Origin of the sequence: Vibrio sp. EJY3, from assembly GCF_000241385.1 — a bacterium.
Classification (GTDB): Bacteria; Pseudomonadota; Gammaproteobacteria; order Enterobacterales; family Vibrionaceae; genus Vibrio; species Vibrio natriegens.
The window spans coordinates 419,464-438,555 of record NC_016613.1 but is presented as its reverse complement, the minus strand read 5'-3'; the positions used below and the strand labels follow the sequence as shown (position 1 = coordinate 438,555).

Sequence of the window (19,092 nt, the reverse complement as noted above, 5' to 3'; positions counted from 1 at the left end):
TTACAAATAAAAACAATGGAGGCTAAGCCTCCATTGTACAGTCAATTAAAATTGGGAATTAGCACGATATTTTAGCACAATTAATGCACATCACGCCAATACTCTTTCTTAAGCAACACAACGATGATAGTCAGGATGACTAAGAAGCCCATCACCCACCAACCAATTGCGTGACGCTCTAGTTGTACCGGGTCACCAGAGTAAACCAGGAAGTTAACCAGATCACCCACAGCTTTGTCGTATTCGCCTGTGCTTAGTTCGCCAGTACCATCCGTTTCAGTACCAATAACAACTTTAACTTCTTCACCATCAACGTGGTGAGTCTCGTAGACTGGCGTTGGGATACCTTGTAGTTCTTCAAGTACATGTGGCATACCAACACTTGGGAATACAATGTTGTTTACGCCAAACGGACGTGATGGATCCACATAGAACGAACGTAAGTAAGTGTATAACCAATCCGCACCACGAACTCGAGCAACCAGCGTCAAATCTGGCGGTGGAGCACCAAACCAGTTTGCCGCTTGCTTAGGTGGCATAGAGTTAACCATCAGATCACCGATTTTCGCTTCTGGATTGAAAATCAGGTTCTCTTTCATTAAGTCTGTTGGAATTTCCAAATCTGTTGCGACACGCTCATAACGCTGGTACTGCGTAGAGTGACAGCCGAAACAGTAGTTCATGAATAACTTCGCGCCGTTTTGCAGCGAAGCTTTATCCGACAGGTCCACGTGTGCTTTATCAAGCGGCACACTGGCCCCCGCTGCCATCGCTAGAGATGGCAACATAGCAAATAGAATTACAATCCACTTCTTCATTTGAATGTCACCCTCTCTGGTAATGGTTTAGTTGCTTCATTTTTGCTGTAGAAGAACAGCAGTACAAAGAACATGAAGTAACCCAAACTAAAGATTTGTGCTAGTAGTGTGTATGTTGGCGTTGCAGGTAACGCACCCAAAATACCTAGCGCAATGAAGCTGATAGTGAATTGGATAATATTCAACAGATGAAGTTTGCTACGGTAACGGTAAGAACGCACTTTACAACGATCTAACCACGGTAGTACAAACAGAACTGCAATCGAAGCACCCATCAGGATTACGCCCAACAGCTTGTCTGGAACCGCACGCAAGATTGCATAGAACGGTGTGAAGTACCATACAGGCGCGATGTGCGCAGGTGTCTTAAGCGGGTTCGCTGCTTCAAAGTTAGGCGGCTCAAGGAAGTAACCCCCCATTTCTGGGTTGAAGAACAACACGTAACAGAAGAAGAACAAGAAGCCAGCTACACCCACCAAATCTTTTACCGTACCGTAAGGGTGGAACGGAATAGAGTCGATGATGTCGTATTTCTTCGAGTAGTAATCGTGGAACTTGAATTGCGTTTGGTAATCATCGCCCATTGTGCCTTTCGGTAGTTTAGTCTCGATACCGTCAGGGTTGTTTGAGCCAACTTCGTGCAGTGCCAATACGTGAAGTACGATAAGCAGAAGCAGTACGATTGGTAGCGCAATAACGTGAAGCGCGAAGAAACGGTTCAACGTTGCACCAGAGATGATGTAGTCACCACGGATCCAAAGTGTTAGATCGTCGCCAATAACAGGAATCGCACCAAATAGAGAAATGATTACCTGTGCACCCCAGTATGACATCTGACCCCATGGTAATAGGTAACCCATGAAAGCTTCAGCCATAAGAACCAAGAAGATCAACATACCGAAGATCCACAGTAGTTCACGAGGCTTTTGGTACGAACCGTAGATCAGACCACGGAACATGTGTAGGTATACAACCACGAAGAATGCTGAAGCACCGGTAGAGTGCATGTATCGCAACAACCAACCGTACTCAACATCACGCATGATGTATTCGATAGAAGCAAATGCACCTTCGCCAGAAGGAACGTAGTTCATCGTTAACCAAATACCCGTTAGGATTTGGTTGACAAGAACCAACATAGCCAGAGAACCAAAAAGGTACCAAAAGTTGAAGTTCTTCGGCATTGGGTATTCAGATAAATGCTTTTTATAAGCATTCATGGCTGGAATACGTTTTTCTACCCAGTCTAACATTGCTTGCATTATGCATCCCCCTCATCAACACCAACTATGAGCTTCGTGTCACTCAGATACATGTGCTTAGGAATCACAAGGTTCAACGGCGCAGGAACACCCTGGAACACTCGGCCAGCCATATCAAACTTAGAGCCATGACATGGACAGAAGAAGCCAGATTTCACACCCTGAACTTGCTCTGAGAAAGAATCAGGCAGGTAGCTAGGTGAACAGCCTAAGTGAGTACAGAAACCAACTGCAACAAAGAACTCCGGCTTAATTGAGCGGTACTCATTCTGAGCGTAAGCAGGTTGCTGCTCCATTTCAGACTTAGGATCACGAAGTTTATCGTCGATAGTTTTGAGGTTATCTATCACTTGCTGAGTACGGCGTACAATCCATACAGGTTTACCCTGCCACTCAACACGAACCAATTGGCCCGGTTCGATTTTACTGATATCCACTTCCACCGGTGCACCAGCAGCTTTTGCTTTAGCACTCGGATTCCATGATTTTATAAAAGGAACGGCGACGGCAGCTGCCCCTAACCCACCCACAACTGCCGTTGTAGCGGTTAGAAAACGCCTGCGACCGTTATTTAAAGGCGCGTTGCTCATCCAAACATTCTCCCATTTGCTCCCTTGGATCGTTATTATTCCGCTTATAAGAGCATGGCTAACACATAATGAATTTCGTTATATTTATTGGGAGGAAATGATAAAGAAAACCCTACTTTTTGACAAGATAAAGCTACCTTTTTGTAACATTTGTGAGGCAAATCGCCCGTGTCGTCACAAAAGCAGTAAAATAATAAATGTTTGATGTGATTTGTAACAAGAAAGCGAAAGGAAGAGACACGAAATAACGAGGTTTATCCCTTTTATATTGGTTGTTTTCAGTAAATTAAGTCTGCTGAAGAAGAAATAAAATAGCCGGACTAATGACGAGAGTTATTAAAATTTTGTAGCACATGAAATTAAGAAAAAACTTAATAATGGCTCAGCTAAATATTGCGTGGGTATTAAGTTAGGTCCGGGATAAAAATATCAAATTAATAGCGTATTTTTCAGCCGTATAAAAAACAAAAAGCTCGGCATATAGCCGAGCTTTTGGTGCACAGTATCCAGAATAACTCTGGAAAGCATAATTCCCGTAAGGAAATTAACGCTTAGAGAACTGTGGACGACGACGTGCTTTACGTAGACCAACTTTCTTACGTTCAACGCAACGAGCGTCACGAGTAACGTAACCAGCTGCACGTAGAGCAGGACGTAGAGACTCATCGTATTCCATAAGCGCGCGAGTGATACCGTGACGGATAGCACCAGCTTGACCAGAAATACCGCCGCCTTTAACTGTTACGTAAAGGTCTAGCTTGTCAGTTAGTTCAACTAGCTCTAGAGGTTGTTGTACAACCATGCGTGCTGTTGGACGACCGAAGTATTCGTCAAGGTTACGCTTGTTTACTACAATGTTGCCGCTGCCTGGTTTGATGAAAACACGCGCAGCTGAGCTTTTGCGACGGCCAGTGCCGTAGTATTGATTCTCTGCCATTTTCGAAATCCCCAATTAGATGTCTAGTACTTGTGGTTGTTGAGCAACATGGTTGTGCTCAGCGCCTGCGTAAACTTTAAGCTTACGGTACATAGCACGGCCTAGAGGACCACGTGGAAGCATGCCTTTAACTGCAAGCTCAAGAACCATCTCAGGTTTACGATCGATCAACTTTTCAAAAGTGATAGATTTTAGACCACCTGGGAACTCAGAGTGACGGTAGTACACTTTGTCTTTAGCTTTGTTACCAGTTACAGCAACTTTCTCAGCGTTGATAACGATGATGTAGTCACCAGCGTCAACGTGAGGAGTGTATTCAGCTTTATGTTTGCCACGTAGGCGAGATGCAATTTCACTTGCTAGACGGCCAAGAGTTTTACCTTCAGCGTCTACAACGTACCAGTCGCGTTTTACAGTTTCTGGTTTAGCAACGAAAGTTTTCATGCTAATAATAACCCGTTAATTAAAATTTAAACTTTAAAGGAACACCCTTTTGGTGCTCCCACACTGTCTAAGAGCCCAGTCATCACCCCTTCGAGTCGGTGGTACTCTCGACCTTCATTGTCGAAATAACTTCGATAATCAGGTCTGCAGTAACGGTGGGTCGCAGGATTATAGAGAAGACCGAAGAAAAAATCACCTTTTTTTGCGCCAAATCACTAATTTTTTCTTCAGTTTTTTTGAAACAAGTAGATTTAAGCCAAATGCTCTCTTGCGAGATACTCATGACTCTGCATCTCAGTTAAACGAGATAGACAGCGCTTAAATTCAAATTCAAGCTGGCCTTGAGTATATAAGCTATCCATCGGCACTTCCGCAGAAATAATGAGCTTAACATGTCGCTCATAAAACTCATCGACCAGAGCAATAAAACGTCTCGCTGCGTCGTCTATTTTGCCGCTCATCTGCACAACATCAGCCAGCAATACGGTGTGATAAATGCGTGAGAGTTCTATGTAATCATTCTGGCTTCGAGTCGTTTGACATAACTGAGCAAAAGAAGCATGCAATACACCGTCGCTGGCTTCGATAACCTCGATATTACGGTGGTTAATTTCTATCTGATGCGCCACGTGCTGCCGCTCACCTGTCAGTTGCTGGTAGTACTTATTCAGGTTAATGGTCGCTTGTTCGTCTAAAGGATGATGATAGATTTCTGCCTGCTCGAGCGTTCTTAAACGGTAATCCACTCCACTGTCGACATTCAAAACATCGCATCGAGCCAAAATCATATCGATTGCAGGCAAGAATCGCGCTCGCTGTAAACCGTTACGGTACAAATTTTGCGGTTCAATATTCGACGTCGCAACTAAGATCATCTGACGCTTAAACATTTCTTGTAGCAATGTAGCCAGAATCATTGCATCGGTAATATCAGAGACAAAGAATTCATCAAAGCACACCACGTCCGCTTCTTTTTTAAACTTGTCAGCCACTTTCGATAATGGGTTTTCAACATCACCCAGTTGCTTCAGTTCATCGTGTACTCGGTACATAAAGCGATGAAAATGCACTCGCATCTTTCTTTCTGTTGGCAACGCATCAAAAAAAGCATCCATCAAATAGGTTTTACCTCGACCGACCCCTCCCCAAAAATACAAACCTTTCGGAGGTTCAGGCAATTCAACCTTTTTACCCATGAGTTTTTGCCATTTGGAAAGTTGAGGTACAGGTGCAGACTGAAAATTGACAATAGCGTGGTAGAGCTTATCCAAAGCAGTTACTGCCTGATGTTGGGCTTCATCACGCTGGAATCCATGTTCTGCTATATCTTTTTGATATCGTTGTAGTGGTGTCATCGCATTAAGTCGTTTTAGAGGTACAAAGGAAAGTGTCACCTCGGGGGCAATGTCTGATTACAGAGAATTAGTTATCAGTCCCCGAAGACATACTGCTATTTTTCTTTATCGGCTGTTCAAGCCATAGTAACATGGACGAGCACCGCGTGTAACTAAGTAGTAAAAGACTTGTTAAAACAAATATAAGGAGCAGTTATGCCTTGGATTCATGCCATTGTGGGTTTGCTGGTCGGTACAATCGTAGGCGTAGTCATTAGTAGACTAACCACACCTGAATACAAAAAACAGAAGTCTGTACAGAAAGAATTAGAGTCGGCGAAGTTTGAACTAGAGCAACAACGCCAAGAGCTCGTTGACCACTTTGCCCAAACCGCAGAAATGTTGGATACCCTAGGTAAAGATTACACCAAGCTGTATCAGCATCTAGCGAAGACGTCTTCAGAACTTTTGCCTAATCTACCTGAGCAAGATAACCCGTTTGATAAGAAGACAGCGATGGCTTCAGAGCAGATCAAAGAAGATCAGCCAAATGTCAACGAACAACCTAAAGACTACGCCAATGGCGCAACAGGTCTTTTAAAAGATCAAGAGAAAGAAGTAATTACAGCACCTGAAGCGGTTACCGCCAAAGCATCATAACACCTCTTATCTCCCCTATCAGGCCGATACAAATCTCATTTTGTATCGGCCCTTTTTGAACTTTTCTGAAACAGCCATCTCTAACTTACTTGTGAACTGCTACCCCTTTTGATTATCCCAACTAATCCCTATATTACTAACAGTTAGGATATTTCTTTTTGGCAGACATGTTTCAAGAGGAGTTATTGGATGAAAAAACCACTGCTTGCACTGACCGTTCTATCTCTAAGTTTGAGTTCTATCTTCACGCCAATCCAGGCGACGGCAGCCTTGCCGCTCAGCATGGATGGTCAGCAACTACCTAGCCTCGCACCAATGCTGGATAAAGTGACCCCAGCGGTAGTCAGCATTGCGGTAGAAGGCAAACAGGTGCAAACCAGCCGTATTCCCGAGCAATTTCAATTTTTCTTTGGCCCAGATTTTCCAATGGAACAAACGCGGGAACGTCCGTTCCGAGGTTTAGGGTCAGGTGTCATCATTGACGCGAACAAAGGTCATATCGTAACGAACTATCACGTAATAAAAGGGGCGGATGAGATTCGAGTACGCTTATATGACGGACGAGAGTATGACGCCGAATTAGTCGGTGGTGACGAAATGGCCGATGTGGCACTGCTCAAATTGGAAAAAGCAAAGAACCTGACACAAATTAAAATTGCCGACTCCGACAAGTTGCGCGTCGGTGACTTTACCGTTGCGATTGGTAACCCGTTTGGTCTGGGTCAAACCGTCACTTCAGGTATTGTGTCAGCACTTGGCCGTAGCGGCTTGAATGTTGAAAACTTCGAGAACTTCATTCAAACCGATGCAGCGATTAACAGCGGCAACTCAGGTGGTGCCTTGGTCAACTTAAATGGTGAGCTGATCGGCATCAACACCGCTATTTTGGGTCCAAATGGTGGTAACGTCGGCATTGGCTTTGCTATTCCTTCCAACATGATGAAAAACCTTACCGAGCAAATTTTAGAGTTTGGTGAAGTGAAACGCGGTATGTTGGGTGTTCAAGGCGGCGAAGTCACGTCGGAGCTAGCAGAGGCACTCGGCTACGAGTCCAGCAAAGGCGCATTTATTGGTCAAGTAGTGCCTGACAGCGCTGCTGATAAAGCGGGTTTGAAAGCAGGTGATATCATCGTTTCCGTGAATGGTAAGTCGATTGACACCTTCTCTGAGCTACGTGCCAAAGTCGCAACATTAGGTGCAGGTAAAAAGATCACGCTCGGTGTGGTGCGTGATGGTAAAAACGAAACCTTTAATGTGACGCTTGGTGAGTCGACCAATATCAAAGCGAAAGCAGAAACCCTGCATGATGGTCTAAAAGGGGCTGAGTTAAGTAACACAAACCCGAGTGACTCCGTTCAAGGTGTGAAGGTGACAAGCGTTGCTGAAAACTCACCTGCAGCTCAATACCAGTTGCAAGAAGGTGACATCATCATCGGAGTGAACCGTCAGCGCGTGAAAAACCTTGCTGAACTTCGAGCGATTGTTGATAAGCAAAAAGGCGTACTCGCACTCAACATTCAGCGCGGAGACCGTACCATTTATCTGGTAATTCGATAACGGTATTGGCCCAAAGGTGGTTAGGTAAAAGTGCTTTGGATACACAACATTCGGTGACAGAGCTCTAATACTTTGACGAACTTTTAGTCGGACAATTAAAAGGACAGCACAATCACGTGCTGTCCTTTTGTTATTTTTCAATGTAATGCTATTCTTCACCTTCTTATGCCACTTTGGCGTTCACACATGGAGAGGATATGCTTAGCTTTTTATTACGTTCTGTCTTTCTAGGCTTGGCAACCGCCGCCGTTGTCCTACTTGCGGTTCCATCTTTACGTAATAACGTAATTCCAGCTGCGCTTGATCCACAACCAAGCAACATCGCCTCTCTTGAACTCTCTTTCAATCAGGCTGTTAGAAAAGCCGCTCCAGCCGTGGTGAATATTTACAGCCGCAAGTATGTAGAAAATGATCGTAGCAAGCTTTCTACACAAGGGCTGGGATCTGGTGTGATTGTCAGTGAGAAAGGCTACATCATTACCAATTACCATGTTGTAGCGCAGGCTGACCAAATCGTCGTAGCACTGCAAGATGGCAGAGCTGCCGCGGCACAACTTGTCGGTACCGACAAACGCACCGATATTGCCGTGCTGCGTGTTGAGGGCACCAATCTACCCGTGATACCTCTTAACTCAGAATACAAACCTCAAGTTGGTGATGTGGTACTGGCCATTGGCAATCCATACAACTTAGGACAAACCACGACCTTTGGTATTATCTCCGCGACGGGACGTTCTTCTATCAGCGACGGACGACAAGCCTTCATTCAAACCGATGCGGCAATCAACGAAGGTAACTCTGGTGGTGCATTGGTTAATACCCAGGGTGAGTTAGTCGGAATTAATACCGCCTCCTTCCAGCAAGCAACCGATTTGGAAACTTACGGCATTTCATTCGCGATTCCGGCACCACTCGCAAGCAAGATCATGCAAAAGATCATTGCGGATGGCCGTGTGATCCGTGGCTATATCGGCATTGATGGTCAAGATATTAATGCGGTCACCGCTCGATTATTGGGTAATCAACATGTCGGTGGCATTGTCGTTCTCGGTATCGACCCTAATGGTCCCGCTAGCGCAGCAGGCTTCGAGAAACAAGACATCATAATTAGTATTGATGGCAATAAAGTTCAGGGACGACAAAGTGTGATGGATATTGTCACCGATTTACGTCCCGGTACGACTGTTGAAGTGGGCATTATTCGTAAAGGCAAAGAGATAACGTTAAAAGTCACTATTGCTGAAGACAAACAAGAAGCATAAAAAAGTCCCAGCCACTGGCTGGGATTTTTGTTTTATTCGCTTTCGCTCGATTCTTCAGTGTTGCTCGACTCACCGAGCTCAACGTCGATTCGAGTCACTCGCTGTAAGCCTCTTGGCAGCAGACTACCTCGACGGCCACGCTCTCCACGGAAATTATCCAAGTCAGTTGGTTTCAAGCCCAGCTTACGCTTGCCAGCATAAAGTGTCAGAGAAGCTCCCTGTGGCAGAGCCATCAGATGAGATAATACTTCTTCACGATCTTTCGCTTTCGCCGCAGGAATGTTGATGATCTTATTCCCTTTACCTTTTGCTAATTGCGGCAGGTCTTTAATCGGGAACAACAACATACGTCCCTGGTTAGTGATCGCCAGAATTTCATCAGAGTCTAAATCTTCAACTTCTTTAGGCGTCATCACTTCCGAGTTCGCAGGTAAGGTGACCAGAGCTTTGCCGCTGCGGTTCTTCGACAACAGATCGGAACCTTTACATACAAAGCCGTAACCCGCGTCAGAACCCACCAGCCATAACTGATCTTCTTCACCCATAATCACCTGGCGAATGCTGCTGCCTGCGGTGATGTTCAGGCGGCCGGTAATTGGCTCACCCTGACTACGAGCAGACGGTAAAGAGTGCGATTCAAGCGAGTAGCTGCGACCATCACTACCAAGGAAAACGGCAGGTTGGTTACTCTTGCCTCGGGCATGCGCCAAGTATTTATCACCAGACTTGTAGTTCAGACCTTCAGCTTCAACTTCGTGGCCTTTCGCGTGACGAATCCAGCCTTTTTCAGACAGAACAACCGTAATCGGTTCACTCGGCACTAGGTCACGCTCAGTTAGCGCTTTCGCTTCTGCACGTTCTACTAGTGGCGAGCGACGATCATCGCCGTATTTCTCTGCATCTGCTTTGATTTCTTTCTTCAGCAATGTATTCAGACGGCGCTCAGAACCTAATAGCAGCTCTAGCTTCTCACGTTCTTTTTCCAGCTCTTCTTGCTCACCACGGATCTTCATCTCTTCCAGTTTGGCAAGATGACGAAGCTTGGTATCCAGAATCGCGTCGGCTTGGATATCGGTGATACCAAAACGCTCCATCAGCACCGCTTTTGGATCGTCTTCAGTACGGATGATCTCAATCACTTCATCAAGGTTCAGGTACGCAACCAACAAACCTTCTAAGATGTGCAGGCGAGCCATCACTTTGTCTAAGCGATATTGCAAACGTCGGCGAACCGTCGTGCGACGGAACTCAATCCACTCCGATAGAATCTGAACCAGACCTTTAACCTGAGGACGGTTATCCAGGCCAATCATGTTCAGGTTAACGCGGTAGCTACGTTCTAGATCAGTAGAAGCGAACAAGTGATTCATCAACATATCGCAATCGACTCGGTTAGAACGAGGAACGATAACGATACGGGTTGGGTTCTCATGATCCGATTCATCACGAAGATCTTCGACCATTGGTAGCTTCTTCGCACGCATTTGGTTTGCGATTTGCTCAAGTAGCTTAGAGCCTGACACTTGGTGCGGAATCGACGTGATGACGATGTCCGAACCTTCTTTATGCCAGACAGCACGCATCTTGATACTGCCGCGTCCGTTACGATAGATCTTTTCAATTTCCGCTTGCGGGGAAATGATCTCAGCTTCCGTTGGGTAATCCGGGCCTTTCACGTACTGCATTACGTCCGGCAGTTCCGCTTTAGGGTTATCAATCAGATGGATTGTTGCGTCAGCTACCTCACGTACGTTATGCGGAGGAATATCCGTCGCCATACCAACCGCGATACCCGTTACGCCGTTAAGCAGGATATGAGGCAGACGTGCTGGCAGCATTTGCGGCTCTTTCATCGTGCCGTCAAAGTTAGGCTGCCATTCAACCGTGCCCTGACCTAGTTCACCCAGTAATACTTCAGCAAACTTAGACAGTTTCGCTTCGGTATAACGCATCGCTGCGAAGGATTTCGGGTCATCCGGCGCACCCCAGTTACCCTGACCGTCAACCAATGGGTAACGGTAAGAAAACGGCTGCGCCATCAATACCATCGCTTCGTAACACGCAGAGTCACCGTGCGGATGGTATTTACCCAGCACGTCACCGACGGTACGTGCTGATTTTTTGTATTTTGCGGATGCCGAGAGACCTAGCTCCGACATCGCGTAGATGATACGTCGTTGAACCGGCTTCAAACCATCGCCAATGTATGGCAATGCACGATCCATAATTACGTACATCGAGTAATTTAGATAAGCGTCTTCGGTGAACTTGCGCATCGGCAACTGTTCAACGCCATCGTAAGTAATTTCTGTAGACATTCGTTAAACCTCTGCCAAATCGCCGTTGTTTTGTAACCAAGAACGACGGTCATCTGCACGCTTCTTACCAAGCAACATGTCCATCATTTCCATGGTCGCTGCAGAGTCGTCAATGGTTAACTGAACCAGACGACGTGTGTTTGGATCCATGGTGGTTTCACGCAGCTGTAATGGGTTCATCTCACCCAGACCTTTGAATCGCTGCACGTTGATTTTGGCTTTCTTCTTCGACAAGCGCTCTAGTACGCCATCTTTTTCATCGTCATCGAGCGCGTAGAACACTTCTTTACCGCAGTCGATTCGGTACAGCGGTGGCATGGCGACATAGATATGGCCCGCTTCCACTAGTGCGCGGAAGTGACGAGTGAATAAGGCGCACAGCAGTGTCGCGATATGAAGACCATCCGAGTCCGCATCGGCAAGAATACAGATCTTGCCGTAACGAAGACCGTCGAGGTTATCGTTGTCAGGATCGATCCCTAAAGCGACGGAAATATCGTGCACTTCTTGTGACGCCAGAACTTGGTCAGCAGATACTTCCCAGGTATTCAGGATTTTACCGCGCAGTGGCATCACTGCCTGGAACTCACGATCACGTGCTTGTTTTGCCGAGCCCCCCGCCGAGTCACCCTCCACGAAGAAGATTTCGGTACGATTTAGGTCTTGCACAGAACAGTCGGTTAACTTACCTGGCAAGGCAGGGCCTGACGCAACTTTCTTACGCACTACTTTTTTGCTCGCACGCATACGACGGTGCGCGTTAGCGATACAAACTTCAGCAAGTTGCTCTGCCAGTTGCGGCTTTTCGTTCAGCCATAAACTGAAGGCATCTTTCACCACGCCTGAAACAAATGCCGCCGTTTGACGAGATGAAAGGCGTTCTTTGGTTTGGCCGGCAAATTGCGGATCTTGGATTTTCACCGATAGCACGTATGAACAACGGTCGAAAACATCATCGCCGGTCAGTTTGACGCCACGTGGAAGCAAGTTACGGAAATCACAGAACTCACGCATTGCATCCAGCAAACCTTGGCGCAGGCCATTTACGTGTGTACCGCCCTGAGCCGTAGGGATCAGGTTGACGTAACTTTCGGTGATCATCTCGCCGCCTTCTGGCTGCCAGATCACGGCCCAGTTTGCGGCTTCAGTTTCTGCAGAGAATTCACCAGTAAACGGTTCTTCTGGCAGAACGGTGTATCCTTTAACGCCTTCAGCCAGATAGTCTTTTAAACCATCCTCGTAGTGCCACTTGTAGTCTTTGTTGTTCACTTTGTCTGTGAACGTGATTTCTAATCCCGGACAAAGAACCGCTTTCGCACGTAGGTTATTGACCAGGCGCGTCACAGAAAAGTTTGCAGAGTCAAAGTACTTCGCTTCTGGCCAGAAGTGCACACTAGTACCACGATTACGGCGGCCACATGTGCCGGTTACGGTTAGATCCGAAACTTTATCACCGTGCTCAAAGGCAATCTCATAGACCTGACCATCACGGCGAACGGTCACTTCAACACGCTTAGACAACGCGTTTACTACCGAAATACCTACCCCGTGGAGACCACCGGAGAATTGGTAGTTTTTGTTCGAGAATTTACCACCCGCGTGAAGCTTACATAAGATCAGCTCAACACCAGAGACTTTCTCTTCTGGGTGGATATCAACAGGCATGCCTCGACCATCATCGATCACTTCAAGTGATTGGTCAGCATGTAGGATGACTTGTACTTTTGAGGCATGTCCGGCTAGCGCTTCATCGACACTGTTATCGATAACTTCTTGGCCCAGGTGGTTCGGGCGCGCTGTATCCGTATACATCCCTGGTCGGCGACGTACTGGCTCTAAGCCATTCAGTACTTCAATGGCCCCAGCATTATATTGTTCAGTCATAATACGGAATTGTTCTCAAAGTTTATTTGTTACCTGCAAAACACAGTTCAGAATGTGTTTTCTCAGGAAACGAAAAAGCCACCCTGTTAGTATCTTTAAATGTTTGTAAATCTGATACATAACAAAGTAGCCAGAGTCTATGACCCTTAAGATCTTTCAGCAAAATATAGTCGGAAAGCAAACCGCCTATGTCAAGCAACGGTTGGATATATCAGCAAAAACTATGAGCGTATTCCAATCGTTCCTATCCATTACAGTTCTAGAAATTCGATAATCTTTGCAGGATAACGCTCAAAGCCTACAAAACTGTGATCACCGCCTTGTTCTACCGTTTGCTTGGATTGCGCAAACTTATTTACCGCCTGGCGATAGTCCAGAACCTCGTCTTCGGTTTGCTGCAGAAGCCAAAACGCGTCTGGCGATGCGATGCTTTGTACATCAAGAGCTTTCAACTCGTCAATATGGCAAGTCTCAAGTGTATAAGTTTCATTCGTGTAGGGGTTAGTTTGTTCACCTAAATAGTCGACTAGCAACTCATAAGGTTTGACGGCCGGATTGACCACTACAGCTTTGAATCCAAACTGGCTGTTCAACCAAGTAGACATAAAGCCTCCTAACGAACTGCCTACTAATCCAATCCGGTAATCATTTTGATATTGCTCGACGATGTCCAGTAACAGTTGAGCGGCTAGTTGCGGAAAACACGGCAACTGCGGAATGATCACTTTGATGTCCGGGCGATGCTGCTGACAATACTCTCTCATCAGATTCGCTTTCATTGAGAGTGGTGAGCTATTAAAACCGTGGATGTACAGCAATAATGAAGGTTTCATCATAAAAGTCTCACATAAAAAGAAAGCCCGAACATAATGTTCGGGCAGGATTAGTATCCGTTCGAGGAGAAATCTGGTTGGAACTGACCTTCCGGCAATCGATTAACCTGGGTCGTAATCTCGCCAGTCGCATGCAGCTCTAATTCTCGCCAGCCTGGCGAAGTGGTATCTAATGCAAAGTCATCTGAGTTAGGCTTGAATTGCACACACGTAGAAGGTGTCGCCATGACTCGAATGCCTTGATGTAGCACATTCATATCTTGATGAACATGCCCGCACAGAATCCCTTTAACACCATCAAAACGTTCGACAATCTGCCAGAATGCTTCTGCATCTTTCAGAGTGTGCTGGTCTAGCCACGCGCTACCAACAAGAATTGGGTGGTGATGCAATAATACCAGCGTATAACGCTCAGGGTACTCGGCTAATTTTTCTTCAAGCAATGCCAGCTGCTTATCGCTTAAACGACCGTGCGGAACGCCGACTACTTGAGAATCAAGCAGGATCACTTGCCACTTATCACCAAGCAACACATGCTCCGTCGCTTTGATCTGTTGTGATGGAAGTACACTGCCCATATTGGGTTTGTAGTCATGATTGCCCGGCAGCCAGAAACAATCTTTCTCGAGTGGCGCAATACCTGCGGCGAATCGTTGATACGATCCCGCGCTGTGATCTTGCGAAATATCCCCGGTTGCTAAAATGTAATCAAACCCCACTTCGCGGCGCAAAACCTCATCAACCACAGCAGAAAAGCTGTCGGCCGTTTTTACGCTCAGCAAACTTCCCTCATCTGCCTCAAACAGATGAGTATCCGTGATTTGTAAAAGTTTGATGCTGTCACTAGATGATTGCAAAATGAAAACCTGATTCGTCCACTATATTGTTATTTGTTATTTTCCTTTAGCGACGTGACGAGCAATTGAAGGCAAGTGGTGTTCTACTGATTCCACTTCTTAAACAAAACGTCAGCCATTCACCAAGGAACGTGTTTAGTTGATGCTTTTCATCTCGTTGCATCAATTTGTCGTTGGGATAATCATATTTAGCTTTGATACGAGAGAAGTCTCCGCTTGAGCATACTTCCGCTACTCTCGCATCGTGGTAAAGCCTGACAGACATTGTCGGTAAAGGAAACACTGGTGTTTCATCACTCTGACATATCTCAACAACTGTGGTGTATTTTGTGACTTCATTCACGGTCAATTGATAAACCATATGCGCGGCTTGATAACAGCGCACGTCACCAACCTCAGCAGAGACAGGCAGCAGGGCATTTAATTTAGCGTAATTGGTCTCATAGGTTCTCATTAGACCCGCTAAATCAACATGATATCGCTGTTTTTCAGCTATCTGCGCCATTACTTACTCTCCACCGTTATGGGGGCTTACCCACTGTGATTTCAACTCAAGATGGTTTAATTGCAACCATTGCACTGCAATAATTGAAGCAGCATTTTCAAGTTTTCCATCTTTCACCCATTGATATGCTTCTTCACGGCTGATGACGTGAACTCGAATATCTTCATCTTCATAGTCTAAACCATGAATGCCTTCCGCTTTAGAAGCATCGACTTCTCCGACAAAAATATCCAACTTTTCTGAGCATCCGCCTGAAGAGGGATAGTAAGACGTCATCGGAATCACTCGCCCCACCTCAAGCCCCGCCTCTTCGTGAGCTTCGCGGCGGATCACATCTTCAACGGACTCATCTCGATCAATCATGCCGGCAACAATTTCAAGCTGCCAAGGATGATCGTGTTCTAATGCACCAACTCGTATCTGTTCAATGATAACAACCTGATCCTTTATTGGATCATAAGGCAACATCGCCGCAGCGTGTCCACGTTCGAACATTTCTCGCTCAACAACATCACTCCAACCACCAGCAAAGAGCCGATGTTTGAAACGGTACTTCACCATTTTAAAGAAGCCCTTGAAGAGGGTCTCTTTCGAGATGATTTCCACATCTTGTGAAGTAAACTCGTCTTGTCGCTTGTCACACTGTTGCATTAAACACCTCTCTGAGTGAATCTTGTAGTGTACTCATTGTTAATCACTTGCTCAAAGGACTTGGCTCAACTTTTTGTATAATAGTTATAATTTATTTTAAGTATTGTACAAATTTTTATTGCACAACTGGATAATTACGTGTAAAAAAATGCAAAGTTTAGAGTAAATATCGTCCAAATTGAGTTAAACTACTGAGAATTAACCAATCTATTGACCGCGGGAATAGAAAATGAAAAAATTGCTTCCACTTTTTATCAGTGCAGCGCTAGGTAGCATAAGCGTATCGGCTTATGCGGACTCATTAGCTGACATCTACGACTTAGCAAAACAAAACGATCCACAATTGCTTAGCGTAGCAGCACAGCGTGACCAAGCTTTCGAAGCAATCACCTCAAGCCGTAGTGCCCTTCTACCACAAATCAACTTAACAGCGGGATACGATGTAATCCGCGGTGATATCGATTACGATTCGGCGGGTAAAACGACTTATGATAAGAATGACCTGACCGCTGGTATCAACTTCACTCAAGAACTTTACAACCGCGCATCTTGGATTACGTTAGACACGGCAGAGAAAACAGCTCGTCAAGCAGACGCCACTTATGCGGCAACACAACAAAGTTTGATCCTTCGAGTGTCGCAAGCTTACTTTGAAGTACTACGTGCTCAGGATAACCTAGTGTTTGTCCGTGCCGAAAAAGCCGCTGTTGGCCGCCAACTTGAGCAAACTAAACAACGTTTTGAAGTGGGCCTTTCTGCTATCACCGACGTACATGATGCACAAGCTCAATACGATGCAGTACTTGCTGATGAAGTATTGGCAGAAAACGATCTGATCAACAGCTACGAATCATTGCGTGAAATCACCGGTCAGGAACACAAAAATCTGAACGTGCTTGATACAGCTCGCTTCTCTGCAAGCCGCTCGGATAGTCCTGCTGAAGACCTAATTGAAATTGCAAAAGAGCAAAACCTAAGTTTGCTGTCTTCTCGCATTTCACAGGATATCGCTCGTGACAACATTTCCCTGGCTAGTTCTGGTCACTTACCAACGTTGAGCTTGGACGGTGGTTACAACTATTCTGACCGTGGACAGAGTTCAGCTGACTATGATCTTGACGCATTGAGCGTGGGTATTAACCTATCGGTTCCTCTATACACAGGCGGTAACGTAACTTCGCAAACTAAACAAGCTGAGTACGCTTATGTTGCTGCAAGTGAAGATCTCGAAGCTCAGTACCGTAGCGTAGTGAAAGATGTTCGCGCACAAAACAACAACATCAACGCATCAATCGGTGCATTGAAAGCTTACGAGCAATCTGTAGTTTCTGCTCGCTCTGCACTAGAGGCGACAGAAGCAGGTTTTGATGTTGGTACTCGTACGATTGTTGACGTACTGGACGCGACTCGCCGCTTATACGATGCAAACCGCAACCTATCTAATGCTCGTTACGACTACATCATCAGTGGTCTTCAACTGCGTCAGGCGGTAGGTACACTGAATGAGCAAGACATTCTAAATATCGATGCGGGTCTGAAAGCTGTAAACTAATCAGTAAACAAGACAAGCAAAACGCCAGTTGCTAAACAACTGGCGTTTTTTATTGCCTGTAAAAAACAACGGAAGATTAGGTATCGCAGGCAGATGCAAAAAAGGCCACCTTAGGCAGCCTTCTCATTACGATTTAATTTAGATGTAAAAGGGTTTACCCTTTGCCACCTTTAATCGCATTAATAATTTCACTAGTTGAACAACCATCTTCAAAGTTCAGTACGCGAACTTCACCGCCAGCAGCAATCACCTCTTTGCCACCTGCAATCTCTTCTGGTTTGTAGTCTCCGCCTTTCACCAATAAGCTTGGCAGAACTTCTGAGATCAAGCGTTGCGGCGTATCTTCACTAAATGGCACCACCCAATCAACTGCACCCAAACCAGCCAATACCGCCATACGACGATCGGTTGGGTTTACCGGACGGCCAGGACCTTTAAGACGCTTAACCGACTCGTCAGTGTTCACGGCTACGATTAGGCGATCGCCCAATTCAGCCGCATGGTTTAAGTAAGACACATGGCCTGCGTGAAGAATGTCAAAACAGCCATTGGTCATCACAACCTTCTCGCCTTTAGCACGTGCTTTCTTCACCGCTTCGATCAAAGCTTTTTCTGAAATCACACCAAAGTCGGTATCTTTACTACCATGTACCGCTTCAGCCAGTTCAATTTCAGACAAGGTTGATGTTCCTAGTTTACCAACCACAACACCAGCAGCCGCATTCGCTAGAGCACACGCTTCTTCAAATGATTTACCCGCAGCAACTGAAGCCGCCAGTACAGAAATAACGGTGTCACCTGCACCCGTTACGTCATACACTTCTTTTGCTTGTGTTGGCAGGTGGAACGGTTCCGCACCTCGGCGAATTAACGTCATACCATGTTCACTTCGGGTAACCAGCAGCGCATCAAAGTCAAACTCTTCCACAAGCGCCAGCGCTTTTTCCACCAGCTCCTGATCAGACTTCACTTTGCCAACCACATCTTCGAACTCTTTCATATTTGGCGTCAGAAGTGTCGCACCACGATAGCGTTCAAAGTCGGCACCTTTTGGATCGATGAATACAGGAACGTTGGCAGCGCGCGCTTTCTGAATGTACGCCTGTACATGTTCAAGAGAGCCTTTTGCGTAATCTGACATGATCACTGCTTTGACAGTTGGCAGAGCAGAATCCATGCGCGTAAGCACAGGTTCTGGGTCTGTATTTTCGAACTTGTCTTCGAAGTCCAGACGAATCAACTGCTGACCGCGGCTCATTACACGTAACTTAGTGATCGTTGGGTACTCTGGTAGCGGCACAAAGTCACATTTTACTTTGAGCGAGCTGAGTTTTTCTGTCAGAACTTTTGCAGGTTCATCCATTCCTGTCAGACCAACAATGTGAGCGTGACCACCCAATGACGCGATGTTCATCGCAACGTTTGCAGCACCACCCGGACGCTCTTCATTGTTTTCTACTTTTACAACAGGAACTGGCGCTTCCGGTGAGATACGTCCAGTTGGGCCATACCAGTAACGATCTAGCATGACATCACCGATGATAAGCACACCAGCGTTGTTGTAATCAGGTAGAATTGGTTTCATTATTGGTCTCCAAAAATTAAATCGTGCAGAGTTTACCACAGCG

The 19,092-nt window shown here is 45.9% G+C and carries 17 protein-coding genes; 4 read left to right on the top strand and 13 right to left on the bottom strand.

Going from position 1 to position 19,092, the window contains the following annotated elements; all coding sequences use genetic code 11:
- Positions 1-80: 80 nt before the first annotated feature.
- From VEJY3_RS02035 to zapE, 6 genes are all read right to left on the bottom strand, one after another.
- The gene (locus VEJY3_RS02035) at positions 81-818 is read right to left on the bottom strand and encodes a cytochrome c1 (RefSeq protein WP_014230785.1); all 738 of its coding nucleotides are present in this window, start codon (positions 816-818) and stop codon (positions 81-83) included.
- Positions 815-2,080 (bottom strand): cytochrome bc complex cytochrome b subunit, encoded by a 1,266-nt coding sequence (locus VEJY3_RS02030; RefSeq protein WP_014230784.1) that lies wholly within the window; start codon positions 2,078-2,080, stop codon positions 815-817. The genes VEJY3_RS02035 and VEJY3_RS02030 overlap by 4 nt, the downstream gene beginning before the upstream one ends.
- The gene (gene petA / locus VEJY3_RS02025; RefSeq protein WP_014230783.1) at positions 2,080-2,670 is read right to left on the bottom strand and encodes a ubiquinol-cytochrome c reductase iron-sulfur subunit; all 591 of its coding nucleotides are present in this window, start codon (positions 2,668-2,670) and stop codon (positions 2,080-2,082) included. Before petA ends, VEJY3_RS02030 begins: the two co-directional genes overlap by 1 nt.
- 544 nt (positions 2,671-3,214) lie before the next feature.
- On the bottom strand, positions 3,215-3,607 hold the full coding sequence (rpsI, locus tag VEJY3_RS02020) for a 30S ribosomal protein S9 (protein ID WP_014230782.1): 393 nt from the start codon (positions 3,605-3,607) through the stop codon (positions 3,215-3,217).
- A 15-nt stretch (positions 3,608-3,622) separates the two neighbouring features.
- Positions 3,623-4,051: a 50S ribosomal protein L13 gene (gene rplM, locus VEJY3_RS02015; RefSeq protein WP_005396465.1), complete on the bottom strand. Its 429-nt coding sequence runs from the start codon at positions 4,049-4,051 to the stop codon at positions 3,623-3,625.
- Positions 4,052-4,302: 251 nt separating this feature from the next.
- Positions 4,303-5,406 (bottom strand): cell division protein ZapE, encoded by a 1,104-nt coding sequence (gene zapE, locus VEJY3_RS02010; protein ID WP_014230781.1) that lies wholly within the window; start codon positions 5,404-5,406, stop codon positions 4,303-4,305.
- A 195-nt stretch (positions 5,407-5,601) separates the two neighbouring features.
- Between zapE and zapG the strand changes: the two genes are divergently transcribed.
- The 3 genes from zapG to degS all read left to right on the top strand — a co-directional run bounded on the left by zapG (position 5,602) and on the right by degS (position 8,864).
- Entirely contained in the window at positions 5,602-6,045 is a 444-nt protein-coding gene (zapG, locus tag VEJY3_RS02005; RefSeq protein ID WP_014230780.1) for a Z-ring associated protein ZapG, read from the top strand.
- 189 nt (positions 6,046-6,234) lie between these two features.
- Positions 6,235-7,602, top strand: a complete 1,368-nt coding sequence (locus tag VEJY3_RS02000) for a DegQ family serine endoprotease (protein WP_014230779.1) — start codon at positions 6,235-6,237, stop codon at positions 7,600-7,602.
- A 197-nt stretch (positions 7,603-7,799) separates the two neighbouring features.
- Entirely contained in the window at positions 7,800-8,864 is a 1,065-nt protein-coding gene (degS, locus tag VEJY3_RS01995) for an outer membrane-stress sensor serine endopeptidase DegS (RefSeq protein ID WP_014230778.1), read from the top strand.
- Between the two features lie 32 nt (positions 8,865-8,896).
- Here the strand turns inward: degS and parC are convergent, their stop codons facing one another.
- The 6 genes from parC to nudF form a co-directional block, all read right to left on the bottom strand.
- The gene (parC, locus tag VEJY3_RS01990) at positions 8,897-11,182 is read right to left on the bottom strand and encodes a DNA topoisomerase IV subunit A (protein WP_014230777.1); all 2,286 of its coding nucleotides are present in this window, start codon (positions 11,180-11,182) and stop codon (positions 8,897-8,899) included.
- A gap of 3 nt (positions 11,183-11,185) precedes the next feature.
- A complete protein-coding gene (gene parE, locus VEJY3_RS01985) occupies positions 11,186-13,066 on the bottom strand; it encodes a DNA topoisomerase IV subunit B (RefSeq protein ID WP_014230776.1) in 1,881 nt (626 codons plus the stop codon).
- A gap of 251 nt (positions 13,067-13,317) precedes the next feature.
- Positions 13,318-13,902, bottom strand: a complete 585-nt coding sequence (gene yqiA / locus VEJY3_RS01980; RefSeq protein WP_014230775.1) for an esterase YqiA — start codon at positions 13,900-13,902, stop codon at positions 13,318-13,320.
- Between the two features lie 47 nt (positions 13,903-13,949).
- Complete coding sequence (cpdA, locus tag VEJY3_RS01975; protein WP_014230774.1) at positions 13,950-14,756, bottom strand: 3',5'-cyclic-AMP phosphodiesterase; 807 nt, start codon at positions 14,754-14,756, stop codon at positions 13,950-13,952.
- A gap of 46 nt (positions 14,757-14,802) precedes the next feature.
- A complete protein-coding gene (locus tag VEJY3_RS01970) occupies positions 14,803-15,261 on the bottom strand; it encodes a DUF1249 family protein (protein ID WP_014230773.1) in 459 nt (152 codons plus the stop codon).
- A gap of 3 nt (positions 15,262-15,264) precedes the next feature.
- Positions 15,265-15,912 carry an ADP-ribose diphosphatase gene (nudF, locus tag VEJY3_RS01965; protein WP_014230772.1) on the bottom strand — a complete coding sequence of 216 codons (648 nt, stop codon included), beginning with the start codon at positions 15,910-15,912 and terminating at the stop codon, positions 15,265-15,267.
- Between the two features lie 229 nt (positions 15,913-16,141).
- Here nudF and tolC point away from each other — a divergent pair, with 229 nt between their 5' ends.
- Entirely contained in the window at positions 16,142-17,464 is a 1,323-nt protein-coding gene (tolC, locus tag VEJY3_RS01960; RefSeq protein WP_014230771.1) for an outer membrane channel protein TolC, read from the top strand.
- Positions 17,465-17,618: 154 nt separating this feature from the next.
- Here the strand turns inward: tolC and hldE are convergent, their stop codons facing one another.
- A complete protein-coding gene (gene hldE, locus VEJY3_RS01955) occupies positions 17,619-19,049 on the bottom strand; it encodes a bifunctional D-glycero-beta-D-manno-heptose-7-phosphate kinase/D-glycero-beta-D-manno-heptose 1-phosphate adenylyltransferase HldE (RefSeq protein ID WP_014230770.1) in 1,431 nt (476 codons plus the stop codon).
- Between the last annotated feature and the right edge of the window lie 43 nt (positions 19,050-19,092).

Coding starts and splice junctions, on each gene's coding strand:
- zapG (WP_014230780.1), top strand. CDS start 5,602: ATGCCTTGGATTCATGCCATTGTGGGTTTGCTGGTCGGTACAATCGTA.
- hldE (WP_014230770.1), bottom strand. CDS start 19,049: ATGAAACCAATTCTACCTGATTACAACAACGCTGGTGTGCTTATCATC.
- VEJY3_RS02000 (WP_014230779.1), top strand. CDS start 6,235: ATGAAAAAACCACTGCTTGCACTGACCGTTCTATCTCTAAGTTTGAGT.
- VEJY3_RS02030 (WP_014230784.1), bottom strand. CDS start 2,080: ATGCAAGCAATGTTAGACTGGGTAGAAAAACGTATTCCAGCCATGAAT.
- rpsI (WP_014230782.1), bottom strand. CDS start 3,607: ATGGCAGAGAATCAATACTACGGCACTGGCCGTCGCAAAAGCTCAGCT.
- parE (WP_014230776.1), bottom strand. CDS start 13,066: ATGACTGAACAATATAATGCTGGGGCCATTGAAGTACTGAATGGCTTA.
- yqiA (WP_014230775.1), bottom strand. CDS start 13,902: ATGATGAAACCTTCATTATTGCTGTACATCCACGGTTTTAATAGCTCA.
- tolC (WP_014230771.1), top strand. CDS start 16,142: ATGAAAAAATTGCTTCCACTTTTTATCAGTGCAGCGCTAGGTAGCATA.
- zapE (WP_014230781.1), bottom strand. CDS start 5,406: ATGACACCACTACAACGATATCAAAAAGATATAGCAGAACATGGATTC.
- petA (WP_014230783.1), bottom strand. CDS start 2,670: ATGAGCAACGCGCCTTTAAATAACGGTCGCAGGCGTTTTCTAACCGCT.
- rplM (WP_005396465.1), bottom strand. CDS start 4,051: ATGAAAACTTTCGTTGCTAAACCAGAAACTGTAAAACGCGACTGGTAC.
- VEJY3_RS02035 (WP_014230785.1), bottom strand. CDS start 818: ATGAAGAAGTGGATTGTAATTCTATTTGCTATGTTGCCATCTCTAGCG.
- nudF (WP_014230772.1), bottom strand. CDS start 15,912: ATGCAACAGTGTGACAAGCGACAAGACGAGTTTACTTCACAAGATGTG.
- VEJY3_RS01970 (WP_014230773.1), bottom strand. CDS start 15,261: ATGGCGCAGATAGCTGAAAAACAGCGATATCATGTTGATTTAGCGGGT.
- degS (WP_014230778.1), top strand. CDS start 7,800: ATGCTTAGCTTTTTATTACGTTCTGTCTTTCTAGGCTTGGCAACCGCC.
- parC (WP_014230777.1), bottom strand. CDS start 11,182: ATGTCTACAGAAATTACTTACGATGGCGTTGAACAGTTGCCGATGCGC.